We start from the raw sequence: 21,530 nt of genomic DNA, 5'->3' as shown, positions 1-21,530 counted from the left end.
AAATTTTCTAAGTGTACGTTTCGAAGCAATTTTAAACCATCAATCAAAACTGAAAATAAAAACATGGAACTTAAAAATTACAGCACAGTATCGAATGCCTTCTACAAGGTGGTGCAGGCTGGAGCAAAAATAGATGAACTGATCACAGCCATCAAAACCACCAGCCTGCCTGCATCTGAGAAGTATGCATACCAGGCGTTCTGTTATGCGATGATGGCGAGAGAAGCTTCCGGAATGTTGCAGAAAGGAAAATATATTCAGCAGTACGGTGAGTTCATTGGCAAATCGATCGTGATCAACAATGATTGTTTCGAAGCAAGACTGATGCGCTTCATTGTAGAAAAGAAATTGTCTGACGTCGGTTTTGTAAGTCACAAAGAAACAGACATTGCATTCCTCTCGACCAATGTCGAATCCATACAGGACGATTGTTTAAAGCATGTAACCTTAAAAGCCCTTTCAAATGTATAAGGACTCATTTTTCATCCCTTTCAAAGAACATCACGACTCGATCATAATAGATGCTACACAGTCGAAGAGTTATACCTATGAAGAAGTGTATAGCCAGATTGAAGGTATAGCTGCAGGCATCGAAGCGTTGCAACTGGCAAAACATTCTATCGTAGTGATCTATGGCTACAAGAATGCATTCAAATCATTGCTGTTGTTTTTCTCCTGTCTGAAATGCGATCTGATCCCATTCCTGGTAGAAACAGGCGGATTGAGTAAAATCACTGATCTCAAGTTCAACGCACTCATTGCAGAAGCAGCTGTAACAGATAGTATCGTAGAAAACGCCACTGCACAAAAAGTAAATGATGCATACGTTTATTACAACCTGCACGATGATATTTATATAGGCGATGAAAATGATCTGCTGGTAGTATCCAGTTCCGGCACTACCGCAGGCACTCCTAAGAAGATACTGCTGGGCAAACAGCAAACCATTGCAAACATTGCCTCCAACAGAGAAGCGATGGCTATCACAAAGGATGATGTGACGCTTGTATTACTACCTGTATCATACTCCTACGGCCTCATCGCACAGTTCCTTACACACTTCTTTACAGGTGCAAAGATCGTACTGGGCGAAAGATTGCTGGGCATCTTACAACTACCACAGCTCTTTCAGAAACACCAGATCACGAATGTGTTTATGACGCCCCTGTTGGCAAGACTCATCTTATACTACTATCAGAAGATACCTAAGATCAAAAATAATCTGCGGTTCATGACCATGGGAGGAGATAAGCCACACCTGCCTACATTCCAGAATGTATTCAGACTGTTCAGCTGCCCTATCTATAGCACCTATGGCCTGGCTGAAGCGGGACCCAGAGTCGCAACCTGCAAATATACAGACGTACCCGAACAGGATAGTGAAGCCTGCATTGGCCTTGTCAATCCAGGTATCACCCTCCGGGTAGCACACACAGAAAAATACCAGGACAAGTACAACGATACGCCCATTGGCTATCTGCAAATAGAAAGTCCTTCCATCTACCTCGGTTATATCAGGGGCAATGTGCTGGACAAACCAGCTTCCAATGCGGTACTCACGACAAAAGATATTGTGGTGAAGAAAGATAACCGCTACTTTATACTGGGTAGGGAAGGTGATTTCATCGAGTACAAAGACAGGATCATCTGGTTCAATAGTCTCTCCGATGAACTCTATCATGCGCCCGAAGTACTGAAAGTAAGTATCCGGAAAGATAGTGAAGACAGAATGGAAATAGGCGTCTTTCACAGAAATAAGATCAACGTGCCCGAAGTGGAACAGGCGCTGAAAGATAAGTACGACCTGCACGCAGGGGATCACTATGACCTGAAATTAATAGAATTTAATAATACCTATTACAAATGACCCGGCTATTCATTGCTGAAATAAAACCAGCTGCTGATGACAGCTGTATGGATACGATCAGACATCATTTCAGCGATGAATTAGTAAACAGACTAACGAAATCTCCGGGTACGGGACACTGGTTAAAAAGGGTGACTTCCAGGTTAATGCTTGTAAAGATCTTCAAGGAACTGGGGCTGGACACAACGCTGCTCAGGGAACTGCATTACAACCCGCATGGAAAGTTAGTGATGGATAAGGGGATCCTCAATATATCTATCTCCTATAGCAACAGTATCGTAGCATGTGTAGTGAGTGAAAACAAAATAGGGGTGGACATAGAAGACGTAAGTGCGCCTCCCACCAGCAAAACAATGACCCTGCTGGAAAAGTGGACAGGCAGAAAGGTAAAGGATCAGATGGATTTCTTTATGCTATGGACCCAAATAGAATCGATCGCCAAGCTATACGACGACAAGGGACTTGCTGATATATTCTACGGCAATCTGCTATCAGAAAAACATTATACCAGACAATATCTTTTAAATCACAATTACCTCGTATCCATGTCTGCATTGACATGCCTGGATACTGTTGACCAAATAAAAACATTGACTATATGACAACGGCAGAATTTGATACCCTGAAGCCTTCCGCGCTACTACCCCACAGAGAGCCAATGTTGCTGGTGGACAAGGTACTGCACACAGATTTTAAAAATACCATTACCACCGAAACCGAAATAGGGGAGGACATGATATTCCTGAAAGGACACTTTCCCGGTTATCCCTTACTACCAGGTGTAATCATTATCGAAGCCATGTTCCAGGCATCTGGTGTACTCAACAGAGTCGCTACGCTGGATAGAGATGGTGAAGCACAACAGAAGAAGAAATTGGGCAAGGCAGTGAAAGTTAAATCTGCCGTGTTCTACAAAGAAGTGTTACCCGGAGATAAACTCGTGATCACATCTGAACGCATCAAGAATATATTAAACTTCAGCGAATACAAGGCGACAGCCACAGTGAACGGTGAAGTAGTATGTAAAGCAGAAATCACTTTATCTATTAGCATATGAAAAATAATAACAAAATTCTGATCACTGGCCTTGGCAGCATTTCCCCACTGGGATATGGATCTGCCGCCGCATGGGAGAAAATACTCGCAGGTGAGAATGGCATCAAAATAAAAACCAACTGGGCCAATGCAAGTATTCAACCCCAGTATTACGGTGAAGCACCTGTTGTAGAATTTGCAGGCGAAGTAAAATGGGATGATCGGTTCCCTCCCCAGCAATACTCCAAACTCGGTCTGCTGGCCTGTAAGAAGGCCCTCGACGATGCAGGCATTGTACTCGAAGCCTCTGACAACGAAATCGGCCTGGTCATAGAAACCAGCCTCGGTGCTACGGCTAGTGTAGAAGATTACCTGTATGATCTGTACCGGTTCGGGTTACAAAAAATAAGCCCGGTGAAGTTTACGAAGACTGTTGCCAATACCGTATTGGGTGACATATCAAGAGTCTTCAAACTGAATGGCCCCAGCTCTTTGATCTATAATTCCAACAGTATCACCTACGGGTTTGACCTGATTAAAAAAGGTCTTGCAGATATAGTGATCTGTGGTGGAGTGGATCACTACACAGAGTTCAGGGTGCTTAGTGAACAGGAAAGCAATCACCTGGTCAATGTAAATGAAGAGACGGATGCATACAGTGCTGCTACAAAAGAGCCGGATGACCGCCGCAATATACTGGGAGATGGCGCCGCCTTCCTGGTGCTGGAAAGTGAAGACAGCGCAGCACGCAGAGGAGCCAAACGATATGCAGAACTGGTAGAATACCACAGCTGCTTCGACTACCAGAATGTGGAAGATACCACCCGTCGCTCACCAGCAGTCGTAAAGTCTGCGATCGATGCACTCAAACCCATCGTAACAGCCAGTGGTAAGTTAGTCTACCTGAGTGCTTACACCACTGCCGAACAACTGGAACACAGCGAACGGCACCTGTTAGAAGACCTGAATAAACAACACGAAACTTACAGCCTGCGGCACAAAGCCTACACTGGTGATATGAAATCGGCCAGCAGCATTATGGGGGCAAGCATTGCCAGCCAGATCCTGTACAGTGACCGGTTCCCTGAACCAGATGCAGCGGGAGAATATCCTTCCGGATTCGGTTATGCCCTGGTCAATACAAGCCACGAAGGTGGCGGTAGTTCTCATCTCTTACTTAGAAAAACACATTAATCATGAAGAATATTTTCATCACAGGCGGTTCCAAAGGAATCGGCAAAGAACTGGTAAAAACCTTCGCCCGACTGGGTCATCAGGTTGTATTCACCTACCAGTATTCAGCAGAAAGCGCACAGAAAATAGTGGAAGAACTCCACGCAGAAGGTTTCCCAAATGTATACACCTTCAAGTGCGACATGGGCAATGAAGCAGAAGTAAAAGCTCTGTTCAAATCCAACAAAGAGATCCTGAGAGATGTGGATGTACTGATCAACAACGCAGGTATCCGCGACAGCAAGCTCAATGCAAACCCCAAGCCTTTCCTCATGACGTCGGGTGCAGAGTGGTGGGAAGTGATGCACAACAACGTGAATGGTGTAATGAATACCAGTCGTGCAGTACTGCCATCTATGATCAAAAGAAAGAACGGCAGGATCATCAATGTGACTTCGCTGGCAGGTATCAAAGGCAACCCCGGACAATCGGCTTATGCCGCCTCCAAAGCCGCCATCAATTGCTTCTCCAAGTCCTTGAGCAAGGAAGTAAAGGGCATGGGTATCATCATCAACTGTGTGGCGCCTGGCTTTATTGAAACAGATATGGTAGACAATCTTCCTGATCAATATGTAAGCAACAGGGTGGGTAATAGTCTGCTAAAGCGGATGGGTACCACCGATGAAATTTCGAACTTCATCTCTTACCTGGCGCTGGAATGTCCCGAATTTTTAATCAACCAGGAAATCGTGATCGATGGTGGTATGAACTAAAAAAACTATGTAACATGAAAAAGAGAGTCGTTGTTACCGGTATCGGTGCCATATCAGCACTAGGCAATAATATAGCTGAAATGACAGAAAGCCTCGAAAATGGCAGCATCAAATACAATGCAATTCCATCAGACAGGTTTAGCACCGCCCACAAACTATTTGCCAACAACAGGGGATTTATGATGGATTATGAACTCTATCAGAGCTCCTGGGACAAAGATGTATCCATCATGAGCGAAGTAGCCGTAAAGTGTATACAGGAGGCGATAGATAGCGCAAACCTGTCAGAAGAAATACTGCACGAGCACAATGCAGGTCTCATCATCGGTACATCAGTAGGGGCCAGTTTTCCCATCCTGCAGCGAATCAAGAAATCAGTGCAGGAAAATGAGGATGACTATGAGCTGGCGCTGTATTCGACCCCCAAGATCTTAGGCAAGATCGCCCGCGCTTTCAAACTACAGGGATACGTTTCTGCCATCTCCACAGCCTGTGCTTCCGGCACAAACTCGATAGGCAGGGCCTTTGACCTGATCGAAAACGGAAAGGCCGATATCATGATCAGTGGTGGAATGGACATCTTTACGGAGCTCACTTATACAGGGTTCAATAGCCTGATGGCTATCTCCAAAACCAAGTGTAAACCCTTTACCAAATCAAGAGATGGTATGTCGCTGGGTGATGGGTGTGCCATCCTGATCCTTGAAAGCCTGGAATCGGCTGTCGAAAGGGGAGCGCCCATCTATGCAGAGATCAAAGGGTATCACATATTAAACGAAGCCTATCACGCTACAGCACCTCATCCGGATGGCATCTATGCACTGAAGTGTATGAAGAGTGCCCTTGCATATGGTGGTATGAGTACAGATGATGTGGATTACATCAATGCACACGGTACGGGTACCGGCAAGAATGATAGTGCGGAACTAAAAGGGTGTGAAGCCTTGCTACAGGAAAAGACCAGTAAAACATATGTAGGGTCTACCAAGTGCCTCACCGGTCATACCCTGGGTGCAGCAGGCAGCATAGAAGCGATCATCAGCATCCTGAGTATGCAGCACAATGCCCTCTATGCAAACTACGAGGCGGACGACCTGCCTGAATCTGAAAAGATCGAATTCGTCACACAAAACAAAAATAACATTCCGCTGGATACAGTATTGTCCAACTCCTTTGGATTCGGCGGAAACATGGCCAGCATTTTATTAACAAAATATAAAAACTAAAAATTTAAAAACCTTTAAAAACTTATAATTATGGAACACAAAGTAATCGAACAAAAAACTAAAGAAGTTCTCATCAGCGTACTGAACCTGAACAAATCAGTTGATGAATTATCTAACGATCAGGCCTTGTTTGGCAATGACGAAAACCCCGGATTGTTTGACGACAGCCTGGCAGTACTGGAAGTGACTTCTGTACTGATGGCAGAATTCGAACTGGAAGCATCTGACTTCGGCGAAGAAAGCTTCAAGACAGTGGGTACCCTTGCGCAGCGCATCTATGATGTATTGCACCTGGCAGTTGTATAACCGTAATTCAAGCCCCATGCAAAAAGAACTAGTCAAAAACGGTCTTTCTAACATTGTGTCACCGGAGGGTGTGCGTAGCATCAGAAGGCCTTTCAGGCAGGTTTGCATCAATAAGTAAGCTACCCCCGGTTTAACCCACTCATCAACCAAAATTTATATCAACATGTCCATGCTCGAACTCAACGTAGTAGAACTGGAAACCCGTCTTGAACTGGCTGGTGCTACTGTGATCGATTCAATCGAAGTAAACTGTTAATCATTTTCATAAACAATTTAAAACTTACACACATGCAGGAAACAACTATCGTAGAACTGGAAAGCCGCATAGAGCAGGCAGCAGCAGCAATCGACATCACAATCAATTGCGACTAATTAACATTCATAAACAATTTAAAACCTACACACATGCAGGAAACAACTATCGTAGAACTGGAAAGCCGCATAGAGCAGGCAGCAGCAGCAATCGATATCACAATCAATTGCGACTAATTAACATTCTTAACCCTTTTAAAACTTAACAAAATGCAGGAATTAAACATCGTAGAACTGGAAAACCGCGTAGAACTGGCGGCAGCCGCAGCAGCAATCGACATCACAATCAATTGCTAATTGCACAGAAGCTATTCATGCAATAGCTCATTGAACATCTTTTTTCAAACCTTTTAAAACTTAACAAAATGCAGGAATTAAACATCGTAGAACTGGAAAGCCGCGTAGAACTGGCGGCAGCTGCAGCAGCAATCGACATCACAATCAATTGCTAATTGCACAGAAGCTATTCATACAATAGCTCATTGAACAACCTTTTTCAAACCTTTTAAAACTTAACAAAATGCAGGAATTAAATATCGTAGAACTGGAATCTCGCGTTGAACTGGCAGCAGCTTCTGTGATCGATTCTATCACAATCAATTGCTAATCACAGCAGCCTGTAACCACCGGCAGGAGAATGCGAACCCCCAATTTATAACAGTCTAAAATCGATTCCCATGAAAAGAATAGATCCTTGTTATAAGTCATTACCCAAAGTTGGTGTTGGTGTATGTTACCCGGCAATATATGATCACTAATGATGGGCATTTGATAAAAATGCCCATCATTTAAAAACCCTTCAAATCATTTTATATGAATCCTCTACAAACAGAAAATTCCTTGTTAAACTATGATTACTCAATCACCAGTGCTTCTAACAATGAATTTGTACTTTCCTACGAGGGCAAGTACTTCAAGATAGGCGAGTTCATGTATCAGATCTTAAGGGAAGGCCAGCAAGCCAAATACCTGGAAGACTTACAAGCCCGACTTGATAACGTCAGCCTGGCCGGCCTGAAAGAAATAATAGACACAAAGATTTTGCCCATCTTCAAAACCACAGAAAGCAAAGCCAGTGAAGCGTCCGACGATGGATTCTGGTATAAGAAGCAAGTTCTTTCCAGCAGGCAATCCACCACACTGGCCAAACCATTGTCCTTTCTGTTTGGCAAATCATTCTACTTCCTGTTCCTGTTACTAACAGGTGTAAACTTTGCGCTCTATTCCCGTACACACAGTATCGTAGCCAACGATGACCTGCCACTGGGAACAGAGATACTGACCTGGGTCGCCTCTTACTTTTCCCTCTTCTTCATCATGTTTGTGCATGAACTGGGTCACACAGCCGCTGCCTATAAATCAGGTATCAATGCCAGGAGTATAGGCCTTGGATTCTACACCATCATGCCAGCCATGTATACCGACCTGACGGATGTATGGACAGTGTCCAAAAGCAACAGAATAAAAATCAACCTTGCAGGAATTTATATTCAATTGATCATCAACCTGGGCCTTGTAGCAGCATTGCATACCACTAGCAACGATTTTGCACAAAGCTTTGTCTGGAAGATCTATGTGTTCAACAGTGTGCTCATGGTGGCGAACCTTGTACCACTCTTAAAGCTCGACGGCTATTGGGTATTATCAGACTTCCTCGGTGTACCGAACCTGATAAAGACATCCAATGAACTACTCCTGAATGCGGTCACTAAGAAAGACCCGTTCGCAGAAGAGCAACCCCGCGACTATAGCTTTAAAAAGATCTTACTGGTTGTATATACCATCATTCGCGTATCGTTTATCATATTCGTCACCTTTATGGCATTTGCCTTTATATATGCCTCCATATTGAAGACAATTGCACTGATCAGGTATATACCTTACCTGAGTTTTAATTTCGAGACGGCCATTGAAGTGCTCAAGCGCATAGTGACCATAGTGATCATATCACTGTTTACCCGGAAGTACAGGAAGCTATTTTCAAACGTCATTTTAAAACGTGTAAAATGGTACAGAGCATAAATAAAAATGCGGATGAATGCCTGATATTCTTTAACCCCATGAGTTCAGACAGCCGCTTCTGGACAACCAATATTCCCAAGGATCTATTGGAGCGCTTTGAGGTCATCTTTTACGAATATCCAGGCTACAACAGGCCATTTATCAAGCTGGAAAATTTTAAGGAACTGGCCCAATATATCGACAAAGAAGTACTGGATCATATACATAAACCCATACACCTGGTCGGTTATAGTTACGGAGGTCTCCTGGTACAGCACTTATTGAATCTGAACCGTCACAATATCAAGTCTGCCGTACTGATAGCATGTGCCAACAGAATTCTGGCAAGAGATAAAGAGCTGCTGTCTGTACTGAAAAAAGTGAGTGATGTAGATATGTACCTTTTCTGTAGGGTACTGAGTCTCTTCTCTCATGGTTACGAAGACTTCAACAAGAATCCATTGATCGGGTTACAGAAGTTTTCAAATCTGAAACTTTCTATACCTGATAAGGTTCCTATTATCCAGCAGATGAATCACATTATCCGTACCTCGCGGATCGAGATTCGGCCACAGTCTACGAGGGCGATGCTGCTGTATGGATCGGAAGACAAGATGATCGACATGGATACGTTGGATAGTCTACATGAATATTTAGAAAATCTGAGTTTTAAAAAATTGATTGGTGAAGCACACATCATTGATCCAACGAAAATGTTTCATCACATTCATCAATTCCTAAAAACAGAGGAATATGCAATCTAAAAATTTAAGGCTCGAAATATTCGAGGAAAGCAAGCAGGAACTGAAAGTATCATTTGAAAAGAAGTGGGAAAGCCACAGTCTGCAGACGTTTCAGTTCCTGTCTGCCAACCTTTCGAGGTGTCTGCCAGCAATGCCGGAATCCCAGCATAAAAGCGCCTATTTCGATATCCTGTCTTACAAGGTGCTACAAGGGATCGATACACAGTTCAGTTCAAAGTTCAGTGGTATAGACGACTTTAATGAATTTAATTATGATGAAATTAAAAAGCATTTGCCAGCGCTGTTTGTTTCTTATCATACAGGTTCATACAGATCAGCCATTGCTTTTTTGGTGAAGTACAATATTAATGTAGTGCTGATAGCAGATCCGCTTGCTTACAAGTTTAACCTGGAGAAAATGATGTACCAGTTCCAGCTGGTGAAAGATGCATTCAATTCTACTTCAGAATTCATCGTATTTCCTGCTGATAGAGCAGACCTCGCTTTGCAGATTATGGGTAAAATGAAACAGGGCTATTCAGTACTGGCTTATTTAGATGGCAATTCCGGATCCAATGGTTATCTGAACCGGGATAACAGCCAGCAGATCCCATTCTTCGGTCAGGAAATGTTTGTGAGAACAGGTTTGCCTACATTGTCATTCTATCTGAAAGTGCCTATCATACCGATGTTGTCATATTATGATGAGCGCTTACAGCCCAGGTGGAATGTGTATGATCCTATTGCACCGCCTAAGGGAGAACGGAATCCTGCAGCTTATGTAGATCAGAGCATTCGCTATTTGTATAGCATATTGGAAAATGCATTGCAGACATATACTATGCAGTGGGAGGGGTGGATGTTTATACACCGGTATCTGACTATAGTAGCTCCTGATGCGGGTATACCATCCAGTCTTACAAATATAGCGATCAATGATAAAGCTGGGTTGTTCATGCTCGATGGCAGGTACTATATATTGAATAGAGAGAATTACAAATTGATGGAACTTGATAAAGATGTCTTCCATTTGTTTAACAATAAAAACCGGGACGCAATTATAGACCGTCCATTGGCAGATGTTCACCTACTTTATAAAAATAGATTCTTAATTCATAACTAACTATCATGAAAATATTATTTACATCCTTGTTGCTGTTGACAGCGTTCGCGGGCTTTGCACAGAGAAATTGTTCTATAAAGGTCAATGTTAGAAATATACTGATCAATAAAGGGGATTTCTATTTCGCGCTTTACAACAAAGAAGGTGACTTTATGAAAGTACCTTTTTCAAAAATCAAAGTGCCTGCCAGCCGTGTGAAAAACGGGGTGCTGTTTACCAAACTGCCGGCAGGGGAGTATGCGGTTACTATATTTCAGGATCTGAATAGTAACAAGACGCTGGATAAGGTGATGTCAGTGCCTGTAGAGCCGTATGGGCTTTCTAATAATGTACCGGCTTATCCGACGTATGCGAGTACAAAGTTTACGGTGACGGATCAGTCATCGATAACGGTAAGTTTAAGGAATTAGGCGAGAGCTAGCGGTATCGCTAACTCTCGCTTTTTTAATAAGCGTATTTGTAATTCCTTTTGATGGCATATTTTTTTTGTGACACCAACCGTACATATATGACAATAGGCCGGTGTGGCAGATGTGCAATCTGCCAGATCTGAAATAAAAGGATATTAATTGGAGGTGAAAGAGTCGTTATTATCCGCCTATCGATAGCTCTTTTACCGTTTCATTGCCCGGCAAATCGACCGCGACTATTATCACCTTACCACCTGGGGGTAAACTGGTAGCCTTATAATGCCAATCCACGCCGTTTCTGCTTAATACTGCATTTCCTCTTTCCTGTATGTTACCTGCTTTATTTACCACCCGTATTTCCACTGCAGCTACTCTGAATTCGTCTTTCGCGGTTACGATTACAGTCTCCTCTTCAAAACGAATGTTCTGCACTTCTGGTGACTTGTAGGCATCCTTTACTGCCATATTATAGGCATTCTGGCCGGGTCCTGCGAGGGATTTATAATAAGCTTTCAGCTCAGGATCTTCCAGGATCGCCAGTGCATAAGCTGCTGCTATTTTCATCTTATACCTTGCTTCCAGCTGTTTTATTGTGGGCTTATTCTTTGATGGGCCGCGTTTTTTGGCGATAATGATCTGTCCGTTCCTTTCGTAAATCGTGAGTTGATCGCCCAGGGAGCCGCGGATGCATTGTAGGAGGATATTGTCTTTGACAAGTGCCATAAAAATTTATTTTGGGGTTATAAAATCAATATTAAGGATTAGTTCGGTTACATAGTGCGACTATATTGCTAATTGAGTACTAATACGTCATTAAAAGGGCACTTCAATATCGAATGGATATTGAAGTGCCCTTTTAATGACCTTATGGTGGCCTTATGGAAGTATGGTCGTGTAATAGTCTATTCGCGTATAATTGGTTGAATAGCATTACTATCTCGGGGAATTCTTCTGAGAGATGTTAGATGGTCATTATATAGTTTGTCTTATTGACCACATTGTCAAGTTTTTCAAGGAATGAGACTAATTCTGGCTCGAGCCAGTTGATAAGATCATATATTTTAGCCCTTATCGTCAAAGCCTCGGAACAATTGATGGTATTTCCAATAAAACATAATGGTTCGCAGTGATTAACCCTGTTACGAAAACTTTGTATGTCGTCTAATTTTGCAAGAATACTTGCCCTGTTTTCTGTTCTTGGTTTATGAGGAAAAATGTGAATTGGCTGACCAGCTATCAGGGTATAATGATGGGGCAAAAATAAGGATACCCAAAATCCCAGTGTCTGATCTGAAATTATTTTTCCACTTGTAGCAGGAATTGATCTTCTCCTTAATTTGCCCTCTGTTTTTTTGCACAGCGTTTCTTAAAAAGAAGGTTGGACTTAATGACAGGTGTCGCATAAATCCGTTTTTTTGATTGATAATCCAATCCGGGTCTCTGAAATGACTTGATAGAATTGTATTTAAACTATTCCTTAGTATTACTTCGAACTGACTAAGAATGGGGTGGAATGCCTGAGCTAGACGTATGTTTGCATTATACAGTTTTCTGGCTCTGTCATTGTCATTTCCGGTAGCGATCAGATACCTGTTATATCTGGAATTTGATAAATATCTATTTCTTAAGACCAGCTTCATATTTGGCGGATTCGGGAAAACTTTTTATTTTCGATACGTAGACTTGATAAAGCCTCTTTCTCTCTGTAGAAACGTAATCAAGTAAAAGATATAGAGGGGGTATTACCCCCTTTTTTCATTTATAGTCTATAGTGTAGCATTTTCATCTTATCTGTTGAAGAGATTGAAACCCGCAAAGAAAAAAGAAAAAAAACTAAAAATTGTGAACCCCATGTTAACGCACACAACAATTTGTAGGAGGTAATAAATTCAATTTATCTTATTGAGATATTGGTCAAAGGGCAACTTGAAATAGTACTATTCACTTAAGTGTCATGTGAGATTCAGGTTCCCGAGGTAAAACAGGGGATAACAAAACTTATTATTCTCAGGGGGGAGATATTATCGAACTAAAAAATGAACTTGGTATTTCACCACTCACGGTGGGAGGAAATAAAAAAAGCCAGCATCGCTGCTGACTTAATTTCGTAGCCCGGACAAGAATCGAACTTGTATCTAAAGTTTAGGAAACTTCTATTCTATCCATTGAACTACCGGGCCGTCACTTTAGGAAAAGTCCTCCTTTAGCGGAGTGCAAAAGTAAAGGATTTTTCCAAAATTCCTCACACATTTAATTAATTATAGATTTTCTCAATCTGTTCAGCATATTTCTGGGCAATCACTTTCCGCTTTACTTTCAGCGTTCCCGACAGCTCCCCATTCGCGATCGTCCACTCATTTGGCAGCAACTCAAACTTCTTCACCTGCTCTATATGGCTGAAGTACGCATTGTACTTCTCCACGATCTGCTGAAACAGGATCTGTATCTCTGGTAGCCTGCACAATGCCGCATGATCGCTGACCTGTATCCCTTTTTTATGCGCCCAGCGTTCCAGCTGAGGGAAAGACGGTACAATCAACGCCCCGGTGAATTTGCGGTCTTCGCCCACCACCATCATCTGCTCTATAAATATGGATTCTTTAAACTTGTTTTCGATAGGCTGAGGGGCCACAAATTTACCCCCCGAGGTCTTGAACAGTTCCTTCTTCCGATCCGTGATCTTCAGGAATTTATTGTTCACCAGCACCCCGATATCCCCGGTATGAAACCATCCATCTTTGATGGCTTCTGCCGTGAGATCGGGACGTTTATAATAGCCGATAGTGATGTTGGGCCCTTTTACAAGGATCTCTCCATCTTCGGCAATCTTCACTTCCACATTATTGATCAGGGGGCCTACAGTACCAAACATGCGATCTTTTTCTTCCGTACGGTTTACGCTGATCACAGGCGAGGTTTCTGTCAATCCATAGCCTTCCAGGATGGGTATTTTTGCCGCTGTAAAGATTTTCAGCAATCTTACCTGGCAGGCGGCGGAGCCTGTTACAATCACATCGATGTTGCCACCCAGTGCTTCCCGCCATTTGCTGAACACGAGTTTATTGGCGATGGTCAGTTGTAATTTGTACCACCAGCCCTGGTCCTGATTGATATCAAACTTTTTGCCCAGGTCTACTGCCCAGAAGAAAAGCCCTTTTTTGATGCCTTTTAGTTCCAGTCCTTTACCCATGATCCGCTCATACACTTTTTCCAGCAACCGTGGTACGGTGGTGAAGATGGAGGGTTTTACCTCCCGCAGGTTATCGGCAATTGTATCCAGGCTTTCCGCGTAGTAAATAGGTACGCCGGCAGTGAGATAGATATACGATACGGTGCGTTCGAAAATATGATTCAGTGGGAGGAAACTAAGTGCTTTGGCAGTAGGGTTCACTGGCAGGCAGGGGGTACAGGCGTGTACATTGCTCATGATATTCTGATGGGTGAGCATCACACCTTTGGGTGTACCGGTTGTTCCTGAGGTATAAATGATGGTAGCTAATTGTTCCGGCTCAATGCTGTCTTTGATGGCGGCAATCTTTGGAAAATCCACTTCATCGGCCATGGCTGGAACTTCCAGCCAGTGTTTGGCACCAGGGACCTTGTTAAAAGTAAACACTTCCCTGAGGTGTGGCAGCTTGCTCCGGAAGGCCGAGACCTTATCGTACAGGTCTTTGTCGCTTACAAAGAGAATGCTGGCTGCAGCATCATTCAGAATATATTCCAGGTCGTGCTCGCTCAGTGTAGGGTAAATGGGGGCAAGTACGGCGCCCGCCTGCTGGCAGGCCAGATCCGTAATAAGCCACTCCGGGCGGTTGGGCGATAAGATCGCAATCTTATCTACTCCTTCGGGGGTGCGGTCCCCGTTGCCAATACCTAATTTAAGCAAGCCTGCACTGAAGCGTAGTGTCAGATCGGCTACATCCTGTGTGCTATATTGTTTCCAGACGTTGTTTTCTTTTCCTACCAGCATGTCAGCTTTTGGAAAATGGGCCAGCTGGTATGCGATAATGTCGAATAATCTCCGTGGCTGATCAGTCATGTTGCTTTTGGTTTATTACAGGCCTCTTTGTTCCTTCTCGGCTTGTAACCGCTCATATTCTCTTAGTGTATCCCCAAATGGGTCGCGATGGAAAGCGTTGAAGTACTGGAATGCGATGGCTAATCCCCATCCCAGACCTGGCCATACCGGCCATGGTGTGCCTCCATAATAACGACCAGTGGTGATATACCAGATCGCCCAGAAGAAGAGGTTCATAACGAGGTAAACAATCAGGGAATTCTTAAAAGCTGCTCTTGATTTTGCAATCTTCCACAGCCTTTCATCCCGTTGTTGTATAGTTTCCATATGTTTAGTGGTTTAAATAGATAGGCGCGTATCTAAATATAGATAATTTTCCTGAATTATCCGGAGGGGGAATAACTGCAATATCATTTCAGCAGAATAGATTAATTTTGGTTTAAGAACCTAACAGACAGACTACGAACAATATTTAACTACCAGATCAGCGCATTACGACATTCCACGGCATTCACCCAAACTTATTGACGATTCATCACACGCAACGATATTCAAAGATTGTGTCTTAATGGTTATTTAATTGATGAAACCCAGAGCGTTTTGTTTAATAATGCACTCACCAGTCCCTGGTGATAAATTTATCTTTTATCAACAAGGACCGGTGAGCTGGTTTTTACACAAACTACTTTCGGGATTTCTCAACATCCGGCAATAGTCCTGTTAATAAGCCTATCAATGGCAGATAGGCGCATAACTGGAATACATAGTCTATACCCTTACTATCCGCAATATTGCCCAATACTGCGGAACCTATACCACCCATACCAAAGGCCAGTCCAAAGAAAAGGCCGGCTATCATGCCTACCTTTCCAGGTACTAACTCCTGTGCATATACTAATATTGCTGAGAAGGCTGAAGAGAGTATAACACCAATGAATATACTCAGTATACATGTCCACATCAGGTTTGCATGTGGCAGTAACAATGAGAAAGGTGCCACACCAAGAATAGAAATCCAGATCACATACTTACGGCCTATGCGGTCGCCCAGTGGGCCGCCAAAGAAGGTACCTGCTGCAACAGCAAAGAGAAATACAAACAGGTAGATCTGCGAAGCCTGTACACTTACATTGAACTTGTGCATGAGATAGAACGTATAGTAACTCGTCATGCCTGCCATGTAAAAATACTTAGAAAATACCAGTACCAACAGGATGCTCAGTGCAAAAATCACTTTTCCACGAGACAGATGGTTGTCTGTATGCTCCTGTACTTTTTTAGGTTTCAGGCGATGGGTATTTTGCTTATACCAGGAGCCGATATTGATCATCACCACGATGGCCAGAATCGCCAGTACAGAGAACCAGCTCAAACTGGATTGTCCATGAGGTACAATGATCATTGCTGCCAGCAAAGGGCCCAGTGAGCTACCTGCATTTCCACCCAATTGGAAGAGTGACTGTGCCAAACCATGTTGTCCGCCGGAAGCCATGTGAGCCAGCCGGCTGGATTCCGGGTGGAATACGGAGGAACCTACACCTACCAGACCTACAGAGACAAGAACGAAGTAAAAGTGGTGTGCCTGTGATAAACATACGAGTCCGAACAATGTAAAGCCCATGCCTATAATCAGGGAATAAGGCTGTGGTTTTTTGTCCGTATACAAACCTACCAGTGGTTGTAACAGGGAGGCGGTGAGCTGATAGGTCAATGTAATGTAGCCTACCTGGCTGAAATTGAGATTCAATGAATCCTTTACAATCGGATAAATGGCGGGGATCAGTGACTGGATAGCATCATTGATCAGATGAGAGAAGCTGAGGGCCAATAATACAGAGAATACGGTCCTCTCAGCGGCCTGTTGTACAGGTGCTTTGGCAGTGGCGATCTTTTCCATAAAATGTATCAGTGAAAAAATAGGCAATACAATTCCTTTACCGCTTCCCTGCAGTGGAGGCGGTTTCAGCAGAAATTGGTATTACTGGTTGAAAATTAAAATCGTGGTCGATGATTTGGGAGACATGTTGCTATGGCTTTTGATCATCCTGTACCACTTACTGGTAGAAAATTTAAAAATGTGATATAAGTGTGGTTGATGATTTCCCAGACATAATACTATGTCTTTTGATCACCCAGCGCCACTCACTGGCTGAAAATTTAAAGGTCCTTGCTATCGTTGTGGTCGATGATCTGCTGTACACATTTCCATGCTTTCTGATCATCCTGCGCCACAATACTATTCAAAAGACTTTTGTGCAGGTGCTGCGTATTTGTAAAAGTATCAGTTGTTTTAAACCGTTCTATAAACTTCGCTTTCAGGTGCATGGCTACAGTTCTGTACAAATCTGTGAGGATGCTGTTGCCCGAAGCCTGTGCAATGGCCACGTGAAAATCGATATCCGCCTGTATACAAGCTGTTACGTCATTGGCCACCCCGTATTCTTTTCGCTTATTCAGGGCCTCTGTCATCCGCTCTATATCCTGTTCCGTTCTATTGAGGGCAGCTTTTTGTGCTATTTTCAATTCCAGCAGTTGTCTTACTTCGTCCAGATCTTCGAACTGTGCGCGTTTCAGCCGTTGGGGGAGGGGTTCTGCGATGCCTGTCTGCTCTTCTACAAAAGTGCCAAGGCCCTGTTGTACCCTGAGTACCCCGCTGTTCGCCAGTATGCGTACGGCTTCTCTGATAGTAGACCGACCTACTCCGAATGACTCCATTAAAGCCGGCTCGGTAGGTAATTTTTCCCCGGTTTTGTAGGTTCCCAGGGAGATCTGCTCCTGTAGCCGCTGCGCAACCTCATCTGCCAGGCTGTTTCGCTTAATTGGTAAGGTCTGTTTATTCATCATATCATCTGATGATTCAAAGGTAGTAATTCCTTTTAAATCGTCACATCTTTTTTTATTTATCTTTGCGCCTCTTGTAATAGATTTGACAGATGAAAGCATTAAACTTATTTATTCGTTATAGGTTACCACTGGGTATCATTCTTTTGTTAGGCGGGATCGCGTTGGGTGCTTCAGTGGGTTGGTGGGAAGCTACCATCTTACTGGTACTGGCTATCATCTGCCTGGTTACCCATTTCATGTTTGGCCCTATGCGCCTGGTACAGGAAGCTGTTGAAGCTGGTGATATTGAGACCGCTATGGCGATGATGAATACTATTAAATTCCCTAAGTTGTTATATAAACCTATTCAGTCTGTTTATTATTTCATGCAGAGTAATCTGGCCATGTATAATAAGGATCTGGATAAGGCAGAGGCATCTATCCGTCAGAGTATCAAGTCTGGTAGTCCGATGAAGGAGTATGAGGGAATGCAGTACTTTCAGCTGGGTACCATTGCTTATCAGAAGAATGACCTGAAAGAAGCGGATAGCAACCTGAAAAAGGCGGTAAGAATGGGATTGCCTGATAAAGAGAATACAGCTGCTGCGCTGTTGACGCTGGCGTCGATTGCGATGAGTCGCCGCGATTTCAAAACTGCAAAAGACTTTTTCCGCAGGGCGAAGGCACAAAAGCCGACTACTGCTCAGATCGTAGGTCAGATCAAGGAGATGGATAAATATATTTCCCGTATGCCAGGTTGATGCTGGCTACAAGCTTCAAAAAAGGGTGCTCCTGATCGGAGCACCCTTTTTCTTTTTATGAAATTCAATACCGAATCGCCCCTCCCATTATTTCCCGCTTCCAGCCGGCCGCAGGCCCAGCCCCGAAACCATTGCTTTTACCTTCGGTAAAAGCAATGGTTTCGGGTGCGATCTTCCTTTACTAAGGATGTCTCATGGAACCAATTAAATATTACATTTGCAGGAAATACGAACCCTGCATGTTTCATTTTGACCAGATCTTAGCCATAACCTTTACACTCTTTGCTGTAATTGATATTGTTGGTTCAATACCCGTTCTCATTTCCATGAAAGAAAAACTCGGTCACATCGATTCGGGCAAGGCGACGCTTGCTTCTGGTGTACTGATGATCCTTTTCTTACTGGTAGGTGAACCTTTCCTGAAATTATTGAGCGTAGACGTACACTCATTTGCCGTAGCTGGTTCGATCGTGATCTTTGTAATTGGTCTTGAAATGATCCTTGGGGTAGAGTTCTTCAAGAGCGAGAAGGATACGAAGACAGGCAGCCTCATTCCCATCGCGTTTCCGCTGATAGCGGGTTCCGGTACCCTGACCACCATTATGTCGCTGAAGGCAAACTTCGACCAGTGGAACATCTTAGCAGGTATCCTTATCAACCTGATTATCATCTATGTGGTGCTTCGTTCCCTTAGTTTTATCGAAAGAATACTGGGTAAAGCAGGGTTGATGGTGGTGCGTAAGTTCTTCGGTGTCATCCTCCTGGCGATAGCTGTGAAGATATTTAAGAGCAATCTTAACCTGTAGTTTTTGTAATTGAGATCAAAAAGATTAGTTTTGCTTTCCTTGCTCGAAACAGAGAAGGTGTTTTGGCCTCGTAGTACAATGGATAGTATAAGAGTTTCCGAAGCTCCAGATACAGGTTCGATTCCTGTCGAGGCTACATCAAAGTTTATTCAGCCTGTTTTGGTTTTGCCAGAACGGGCTGTTTTCTTTTACAGTGGCGGGTTTTCCAGTTAAGAGCGAAAAAGAGAGGGAAACAATGATTAAATTAATCTGTACCCCAGCGTGTACCCCAATAGCTATTTGGGGTAAATTCGGAAAAACGTTACCCTGATCATGGATGTTCGTCTATACCTCAAATGACCAGACGCAAAAGATGCTACCAGGATCTTTGCCCGTATTATTCAACAGGAGCCTTAGAATGAAGCTTTTTTTCAAGAACGTCGTAGAGTACATGGTGTTTATCTGGGTTTTTCTCTTTGAGGTTTTGCAAATTCTGTAACTTCCAACGGATTGCAGGGAACTTCTCAAAATCGTAAATATTCCAATCAGGAGCAACGTTTTTTACGCTTAGCAAAAATCTTTTATCATCTTCTGTCAGGTTAGCATGTATGGTTCGTACTAATTTTTCACGAACACTTTCATACTCTTCATAATCAAATGCATCAACCGTCATCCCTGCAAATTGATTATCCATTGTGGCCCGATGATCCTGAAAGTGTGGGATAATAATTTCATTGATCGGCCTGTCGCTGCAAAGTAAATAATGTAGAAAACCTTCTTTTATTTCCTGTGTGAAGCCTTCCGTTTCCAGCAAGTACTTTACATCGAAAAGGTCGCGCGGGTGTTGCCTATCCAAAGCAGCGATGATCTTTCCTCCAAAAAGTTGACCAGTCGATACAACGGGCATAACGCAAAATGCCTCAAAATCATCTTGTGCTCTTTCACACAATTTCATTGCTCTGGGGGCCGCTAAAGCGCCACGATTAACCAGATTAACTTCCAGTTTTATATCGACTTTGCCAGTTGAAATCTGAAGTTTAGCTGCTTCTTGTCGATGGCTTACTTTAACATTTGGAATAATTTTTTCAACACTCGCTTTTATTCTTTCAAGCGCTTCCGTAATATTGGTAAGTGAATCTTTTCTATTCTCTATTGGTAAATAGGTAAGATCAATGTCGACAGACAAACGCGGCATATTTCGCACAAAAAGATTAATCGCCGTACCACCATGGAGGGCGAAGCATTTTTCTTTTGCTACCTCTGGCAAAACTGACAATAAAAGCGAAACTTGCTTTTTATATATTTCTTCCATGTTGCTCCAATTCTGGGGGGATTGTGATTTTGTATTTATCATTGTAAACCCCCTTCTTGACAATGCTGCGTTTGCCGGTGCCTAAGTTTATTTTATTTAAATCCAAATAGCTAAACCAGCTATGCCCGGCCTTTTCAGCCATGTAAAGAAACAAACGATTTACTTTGATGGAATTACAGTTTTCAAGCAATTTTTGAACTTGCCTGGGAGGAAGGTTATTTAACCCTTCCATTAGTTCGAAGCATTCAATGAGTTCTTGTTTTTGGGGAACCAAATATAAACATTCCAGCATTGCGCGGATAGCATCTGATATTTTTATAGAAAAATTTTTTGTTTCAATTTCAATTAGGCCTAAATCTGGTGGTAAAAAAGATGTTTCGTGATATTCTATATGATAGCCCCAATCATACTTTTTGAACCATGTAGGAAGTTTCTCTTTAGTTCCTCCGAATAAGATGATTCGTTTTGTTGCCAATTCCAGATAATGGGCCTTCCCTAAAAGGGATAAGGCTGTTCGACCTCCGGGATGGATAGATGAATCGCCTTGAATTTGTAACGCATAGATAGCACCTTCATAGTTGGCTTGCTCGCCTGTACGGATAAAAGCTCCATTGCCGATGGGCAATAACCATCTGCTCTTTTTGTAACGCTGCTGCAAATCATGGCTATATCCCTTTTTAACAAGCCAGGCGGATTGAAGAATAACGCCTGATGGCTGCAAAGATGCTAGTTGGTTTATTTTTCTCTCTATTTCCGTACTCATAGTACTAATATAGCGTATTTTTTAAACTGAGGGTTTATTATTTATTAAATTTTAGTACTTATAGTACGATAATTCGTATTTTTTTAAACCAGCCCCCAA

The 21,530-nt window shown here is 43.0% G+C and carries 21 protein-coding genes and 2 tRNA genes; 15 read left to right on the top strand and 8 right to left on the bottom strand.

Going from position 1 to position 21,530, the window contains the following annotated elements; translation table 11 throughout:
• Positions 1–63: 63 nt before the first annotated feature.
• The 12 genes from BW716_RS15355 (at position 64) to BW716_RS15300 (ending at position 10,969) form a co-directional block, all read left to right on the top strand.
• Positions 64–471, top strand: a complete 408-nt coding sequence (locus tag BW716_RS15355; RefSeq protein ID WP_083723513.1) for a hypothetical protein — start codon at positions 64–66, stop codon at positions 469–471.
• On the top strand, positions 464–1,867 hold the full coding sequence (locus BW716_RS15350) for a class I adenylate-forming enzyme family protein (RefSeq protein ID WP_083723511.1): 1,404 nt from the start codon (positions 464–466) through the stop codon (positions 1,865–1,867). The genes BW716_RS15355 and BW716_RS15350 overlap by 8 nt, the downstream gene beginning before the upstream one ends.
• A complete protein-coding gene (locus BW716_RS15345) occupies positions 1,864–2,469 on the top strand; it encodes a 4'-phosphopantetheinyl transferase superfamily protein (RefSeq protein ID WP_083723509.1) in 606 nt (201 codons plus the stop codon). The genes BW716_RS15350 and BW716_RS15345 overlap by 4 nt, the downstream gene beginning before the upstream one ends.
• A complete protein-coding gene (fabZ, locus tag BW716_RS15340; RefSeq protein WP_083723507.1) occupies positions 2,466–2,924 on the top strand; it encodes a 3-hydroxyacyl-ACP dehydratase FabZ in 459 nt (152 codons plus the stop codon). Before BW716_RS15345 ends, fabZ begins: the two co-directional genes overlap by 4 nt.
• Entirely contained in the window at positions 2,921–4,096 is a 1,176-nt protein-coding gene (locus BW716_RS15335) for a beta-ketoacyl synthase N-terminal-like domain-containing protein (protein ID WP_083723505.1), read from the top strand. Before fabZ ends, BW716_RS15335 begins: the two co-directional genes overlap by 4 nt.
• 2 nt (positions 4,097–4,098) lie before the next feature.
• Positions 4,099–4,848, top strand: a complete 750-nt coding sequence (locus tag BW716_RS15330; protein WP_083723503.1) for an SDR family NAD(P)-dependent oxidoreductase — start codon at positions 4,099–4,101, stop codon at positions 4,846–4,848.
• A gap of 14 nt (positions 4,849–4,862) precedes the next feature.
• Positions 4,863–6,074 (top strand): beta-ketoacyl-[acyl-carrier-protein] synthase family protein, encoded by a 1,212-nt coding sequence (locus BW716_RS15325; RefSeq protein WP_083723501.1) that lies wholly within the window; start codon positions 4,863–4,865, stop codon positions 6,072–6,074.
• A gap of 30 nt (positions 6,075–6,104) precedes the next feature.
• Positions 6,105–6,380, top strand: coding sequence for a hypothetical protein (locus tag BW716_RS15320; protein WP_083723499.1), 276 nt, complete (start codon positions 6,105–6,107; stop codon positions 6,378–6,380).
• 1,125 nt (positions 6,381–7,505) lie between these two features.
• Positions 7,506–8,714, top strand: a complete 1,209-nt coding sequence (locus tag BW716_RS15315) for a M50 family metallopeptidase (protein WP_083723497.1) — start codon at positions 7,506–7,508, stop codon at positions 8,712–8,714.
• On the top strand, positions 8,699–9,457 hold the full coding sequence (locus BW716_RS15310; RefSeq protein WP_083723495.1) for an alpha/beta fold hydrolase: 759 nt from the start codon (positions 8,699–8,701) through the stop codon (positions 9,455–9,457). Before BW716_RS15315 ends, BW716_RS15310 begins: the two co-directional genes overlap by 16 nt.
• Positions 9,447–10,559, top strand: a complete 1,113-nt coding sequence (locus tag BW716_RS15305; RefSeq protein WP_083723493.1) for a hypothetical protein — start codon at positions 9,447–9,449, stop codon at positions 10,557–10,559. The genes BW716_RS15310 and BW716_RS15305 overlap by 11 nt, the downstream gene beginning before the upstream one ends.
• A 5-nt stretch (positions 10,560–10,564) precedes the next feature.
• Entirely contained in the window at positions 10,565–10,969 is a 405-nt protein-coding gene (locus BW716_RS15300) for a DUF2141 domain-containing protein (protein WP_083723491.1), read from the top strand.
• Between the two features lie 180 nt (positions 10,970–11,149).
• On the opposite strand, the gene BW716_RS15295 is transcribed toward BW716_RS15300, so the two are convergent.
• The 6 genes from BW716_RS15295 to BW716_RS15265 all read right to left on the bottom strand — a co-directional run bounded on the left by BW716_RS15295 (position 11,150) and on the right by BW716_RS15265 (position 17,831).
• Positions 11,150–11,692, bottom strand: a complete 543-nt coding sequence (locus BW716_RS15295; RefSeq protein WP_083723489.1) for a hypothetical protein — start codon at positions 11,690–11,692, stop codon at positions 11,150–11,152.
• Between the two features lie 1,385 nt (positions 11,693–13,077).
• Positions 13,078–13,149: transfer RNA gene (locus BW716_RS15290), tRNA-Arg, on the bottom strand.
• A 74-nt stretch (positions 13,150–13,223) separates the two neighbouring features.
• A complete protein-coding gene (locus BW716_RS15285) occupies positions 13,224–15,008 on the bottom strand; it encodes a long-chain fatty acid--CoA ligase (protein WP_083723487.1) in 1,785 nt (594 codons plus the stop codon).
• Between the two features lie 15 nt (positions 15,009–15,023).
• The gene (locus BW716_RS15280; RefSeq protein WP_083723485.1) at positions 15,024–15,314 is read right to left on the bottom strand and encodes a 2TM domain-containing protein; all 291 of its coding nucleotides are present in this window, start codon (positions 15,312–15,314) and stop codon (positions 15,024–15,026) included.
• Positions 15,315–15,669: 355 nt separating this feature from the next.
• Complete coding sequence (locus BW716_RS15275; protein WP_083723483.1) at positions 15,670–16,884, bottom strand: MFS transporter; 1,215 nt, start codon at positions 16,882–16,884, stop codon at positions 15,670–15,672.
• Positions 16,885–17,144: 260 nt separating this feature from the next.
• Positions 17,145–17,831 (bottom strand): FadR/GntR family transcriptional regulator, encoded by a 687-nt coding sequence (locus BW716_RS15265; RefSeq protein ID WP_083723479.1) that lies wholly within the window; start codon positions 17,829–17,831, stop codon positions 17,145–17,147.
• Between the two features lie 89 nt (positions 17,832–17,920).
• Here BW716_RS15265 and BW716_RS15260 point away from each other — a divergent pair, with 89 nt between their 5' ends.
• From BW716_RS15260 to BW716_RS15250, 3 genes are all read left to right on the top strand, one after another.
• The gene (locus BW716_RS15260) at positions 17,921–18,571 is read left to right on the top strand and encodes a lipopolysaccharide assembly protein LapB (RefSeq protein WP_083723477.1); all 651 of its coding nucleotides are present in this window, start codon (positions 17,921–17,923) and stop codon (positions 18,569–18,571) included.
• Between the two features lie 194 nt (positions 18,572–18,765).
• The gene (locus BW716_RS15255; protein ID WP_235643719.1) at positions 18,766–19,377 is read left to right on the top strand and encodes a MarC family protein; all 612 of its coding nucleotides are present in this window, start codon (positions 18,766–18,768) and stop codon (positions 19,375–19,377) included.
• 64 nt (positions 19,378–19,441) lie between these two features.
• A tRNA-Arg gene (locus BW716_RS15250) sits at positions 19,442–19,513 on the top strand.
• 240 nt (positions 19,514–19,753) lie between these two features.
• On the opposite strand, the gene BW716_RS15245 is transcribed toward BW716_RS15250, so the two are convergent.
• Entirely contained in the window at positions 19,754–20,668 is a 915-nt protein-coding gene (locus BW716_RS15245; protein WP_083723473.1) for a nucleotidyl transferase AbiEii/AbiGii toxin family protein, read from the bottom strand.
• Complete coding sequence (locus tag BW716_RS15240) at positions 20,652–21,431, bottom strand: type IV toxin-antitoxin system AbiEi family antitoxin (RefSeq protein ID WP_083723471.1); 780 nt, start codon at positions 21,429–21,431, stop codon at positions 20,652–20,654. Before BW716_RS15240 ends, BW716_RS15245 begins: the two co-directional genes overlap by 17 nt.
• Positions 21,432–21,530 lie beyond the last annotated feature (99 nt).

This window comes from [Flexibacter] sp. ATCC 35208 (assembly GCF_001975825.1).
Taxonomy (GTDB): domain Bacteria; phylum Bacteroidota; class Bacteroidia; order Chitinophagales; family Chitinophagaceae; genus Chitinophaga.
Note: the sequence above shows the minus strand (reverse complement) of the source record. Positions and strands in the feature narration are given on the sequence as shown.

What these genes read in the sequence shown, in the direction of transcription:
- BW716_RS15300 (WP_083723491.1), top strand. Translation starts at nt 10,565, where the DNA reads ATGAAAATATTATTTACATCCTTGTTGCTGTTGACAGCGTTCGCGGGC.
- BW716_RS15350 (WP_083723511.1), top strand. Translation starts at nt 464, where the DNA reads ATGTATAAGGACTCATTTTTCATCCCTTTCAAAGAACATCACGACTCG.
- BW716_RS15285 (WP_083723487.1), bottom strand. Translation starts at nt 15,008, where the DNA reads ATGACTGATCAGCCACGGAGATTATTCGACATTATCGCATACCAGCTG.
- BW716_RS15240 (WP_083723471.1), bottom strand. Translation starts at nt 21,431, where the DNA reads ATGAGTACGGAAATAGAGAGAAAAATAAACCAACTAGCATCTTTGCAG.
- BW716_RS15295 (WP_083723489.1), bottom strand. Translation starts at nt 11,692, where the DNA reads ATGGCACTTGTCAAAGACAATATCCTCCTACAATGCATCCGCGGCTCC.
- BW716_RS15260 (WP_083723477.1), top strand. Translation starts at nt 17,921, where the DNA reads ATGAAAGCATTAAACTTATTTATTCGTTATAGGTTACCACTGGGTATC.
- BW716_RS15275 (WP_083723483.1), bottom strand. Translation starts at nt 16,884, where the DNA reads ATGGAAAAGATCGCCACTGCCAAAGCACCTGTACAACAGGCCGCTGAG.
- BW716_RS15245 (WP_083723473.1), bottom strand. Translation starts at nt 20,668, where the DNA reads ATGGAAGAAATATATAAAAAGCAAGTTTCGCTTTTATTGTCAGTTTTG.
- BW716_RS15315 (WP_083723497.1), top strand. Translation starts at nt 7,506, where the DNA reads ATGAATCCTCTACAAACAGAAAATTCCTTGTTAAACTATGATTACTCA.
- BW716_RS15330 (WP_083723503.1), top strand. Translation starts at nt 4,099, where the DNA reads ATGAAGAATATTTTCATCACAGGCGGTTCCAAAGGAATCGGCAAAGAA.
- BW716_RS15255 (WP_235643719.1), top strand. Translation starts at nt 18,766, where the DNA reads ATGGAACCAATTAAATATTACATTTGCAGGAAATACGAACCCTGCATG.
- BW716_RS15320 (WP_083723499.1), top strand. Translation starts at nt 6,105, where the DNA reads ATGGAACACAAAGTAATCGAACAAAAAACTAAAGAAGTTCTCATCAGC.
- BW716_RS15345 (WP_083723509.1), top strand. Translation starts at nt 1,864, where the DNA reads ATGACCCGGCTATTCATTGCTGAAATAAAACCAGCTGCTGATGACAGC.
- BW716_RS15305 (WP_083723493.1), top strand. Translation starts at nt 9,447, where the DNA reads ATGCAATCTAAAAATTTAAGGCTCGAAATATTCGAGGAAAGCAAGCAG.
- BW716_RS15325 (WP_083723501.1), top strand. Translation starts at nt 4,863, where the DNA reads ATGAAAAAGAGAGTCGTTGTTACCGGTATCGGTGCCATATCAGCACTA.
- BW716_RS15310 (WP_083723495.1), top strand. Translation starts at nt 8,699, where the DNA reads ATGGTACAGAGCATAAATAAAAATGCGGATGAATGCCTGATATTCTTT.
- BW716_RS15280 (WP_083723485.1), bottom strand. Translation starts at nt 15,314, where the DNA reads ATGGAAACTATACAACAACGGGATGAAAGGCTGTGGAAGATTGCAAAA.
- fabZ (WP_083723507.1), top strand. Translation starts at nt 2,466, where the DNA reads ATGACAACGGCAGAATTTGATACCCTGAAGCCTTCCGCGCTACTACCC.
- BW716_RS15355 (WP_083723513.1), top strand. Translation starts at nt 64, where the DNA reads ATGGAACTTAAAAATTACAGCACAGTATCGAATGCCTTCTACAAGGTG.
- BW716_RS15335 (WP_083723505.1), top strand. Translation starts at nt 2,921, where the DNA reads ATGAAAAATAATAACAAAATTCTGATCACTGGCCTTGGCAGCATTTCC.
- BW716_RS15265 (WP_083723479.1), bottom strand. Translation starts at nt 17,831, where the DNA reads ATGATGAATAAACAGACCTTACCAATTAAGCGAAACAGCCTGGCAGAT.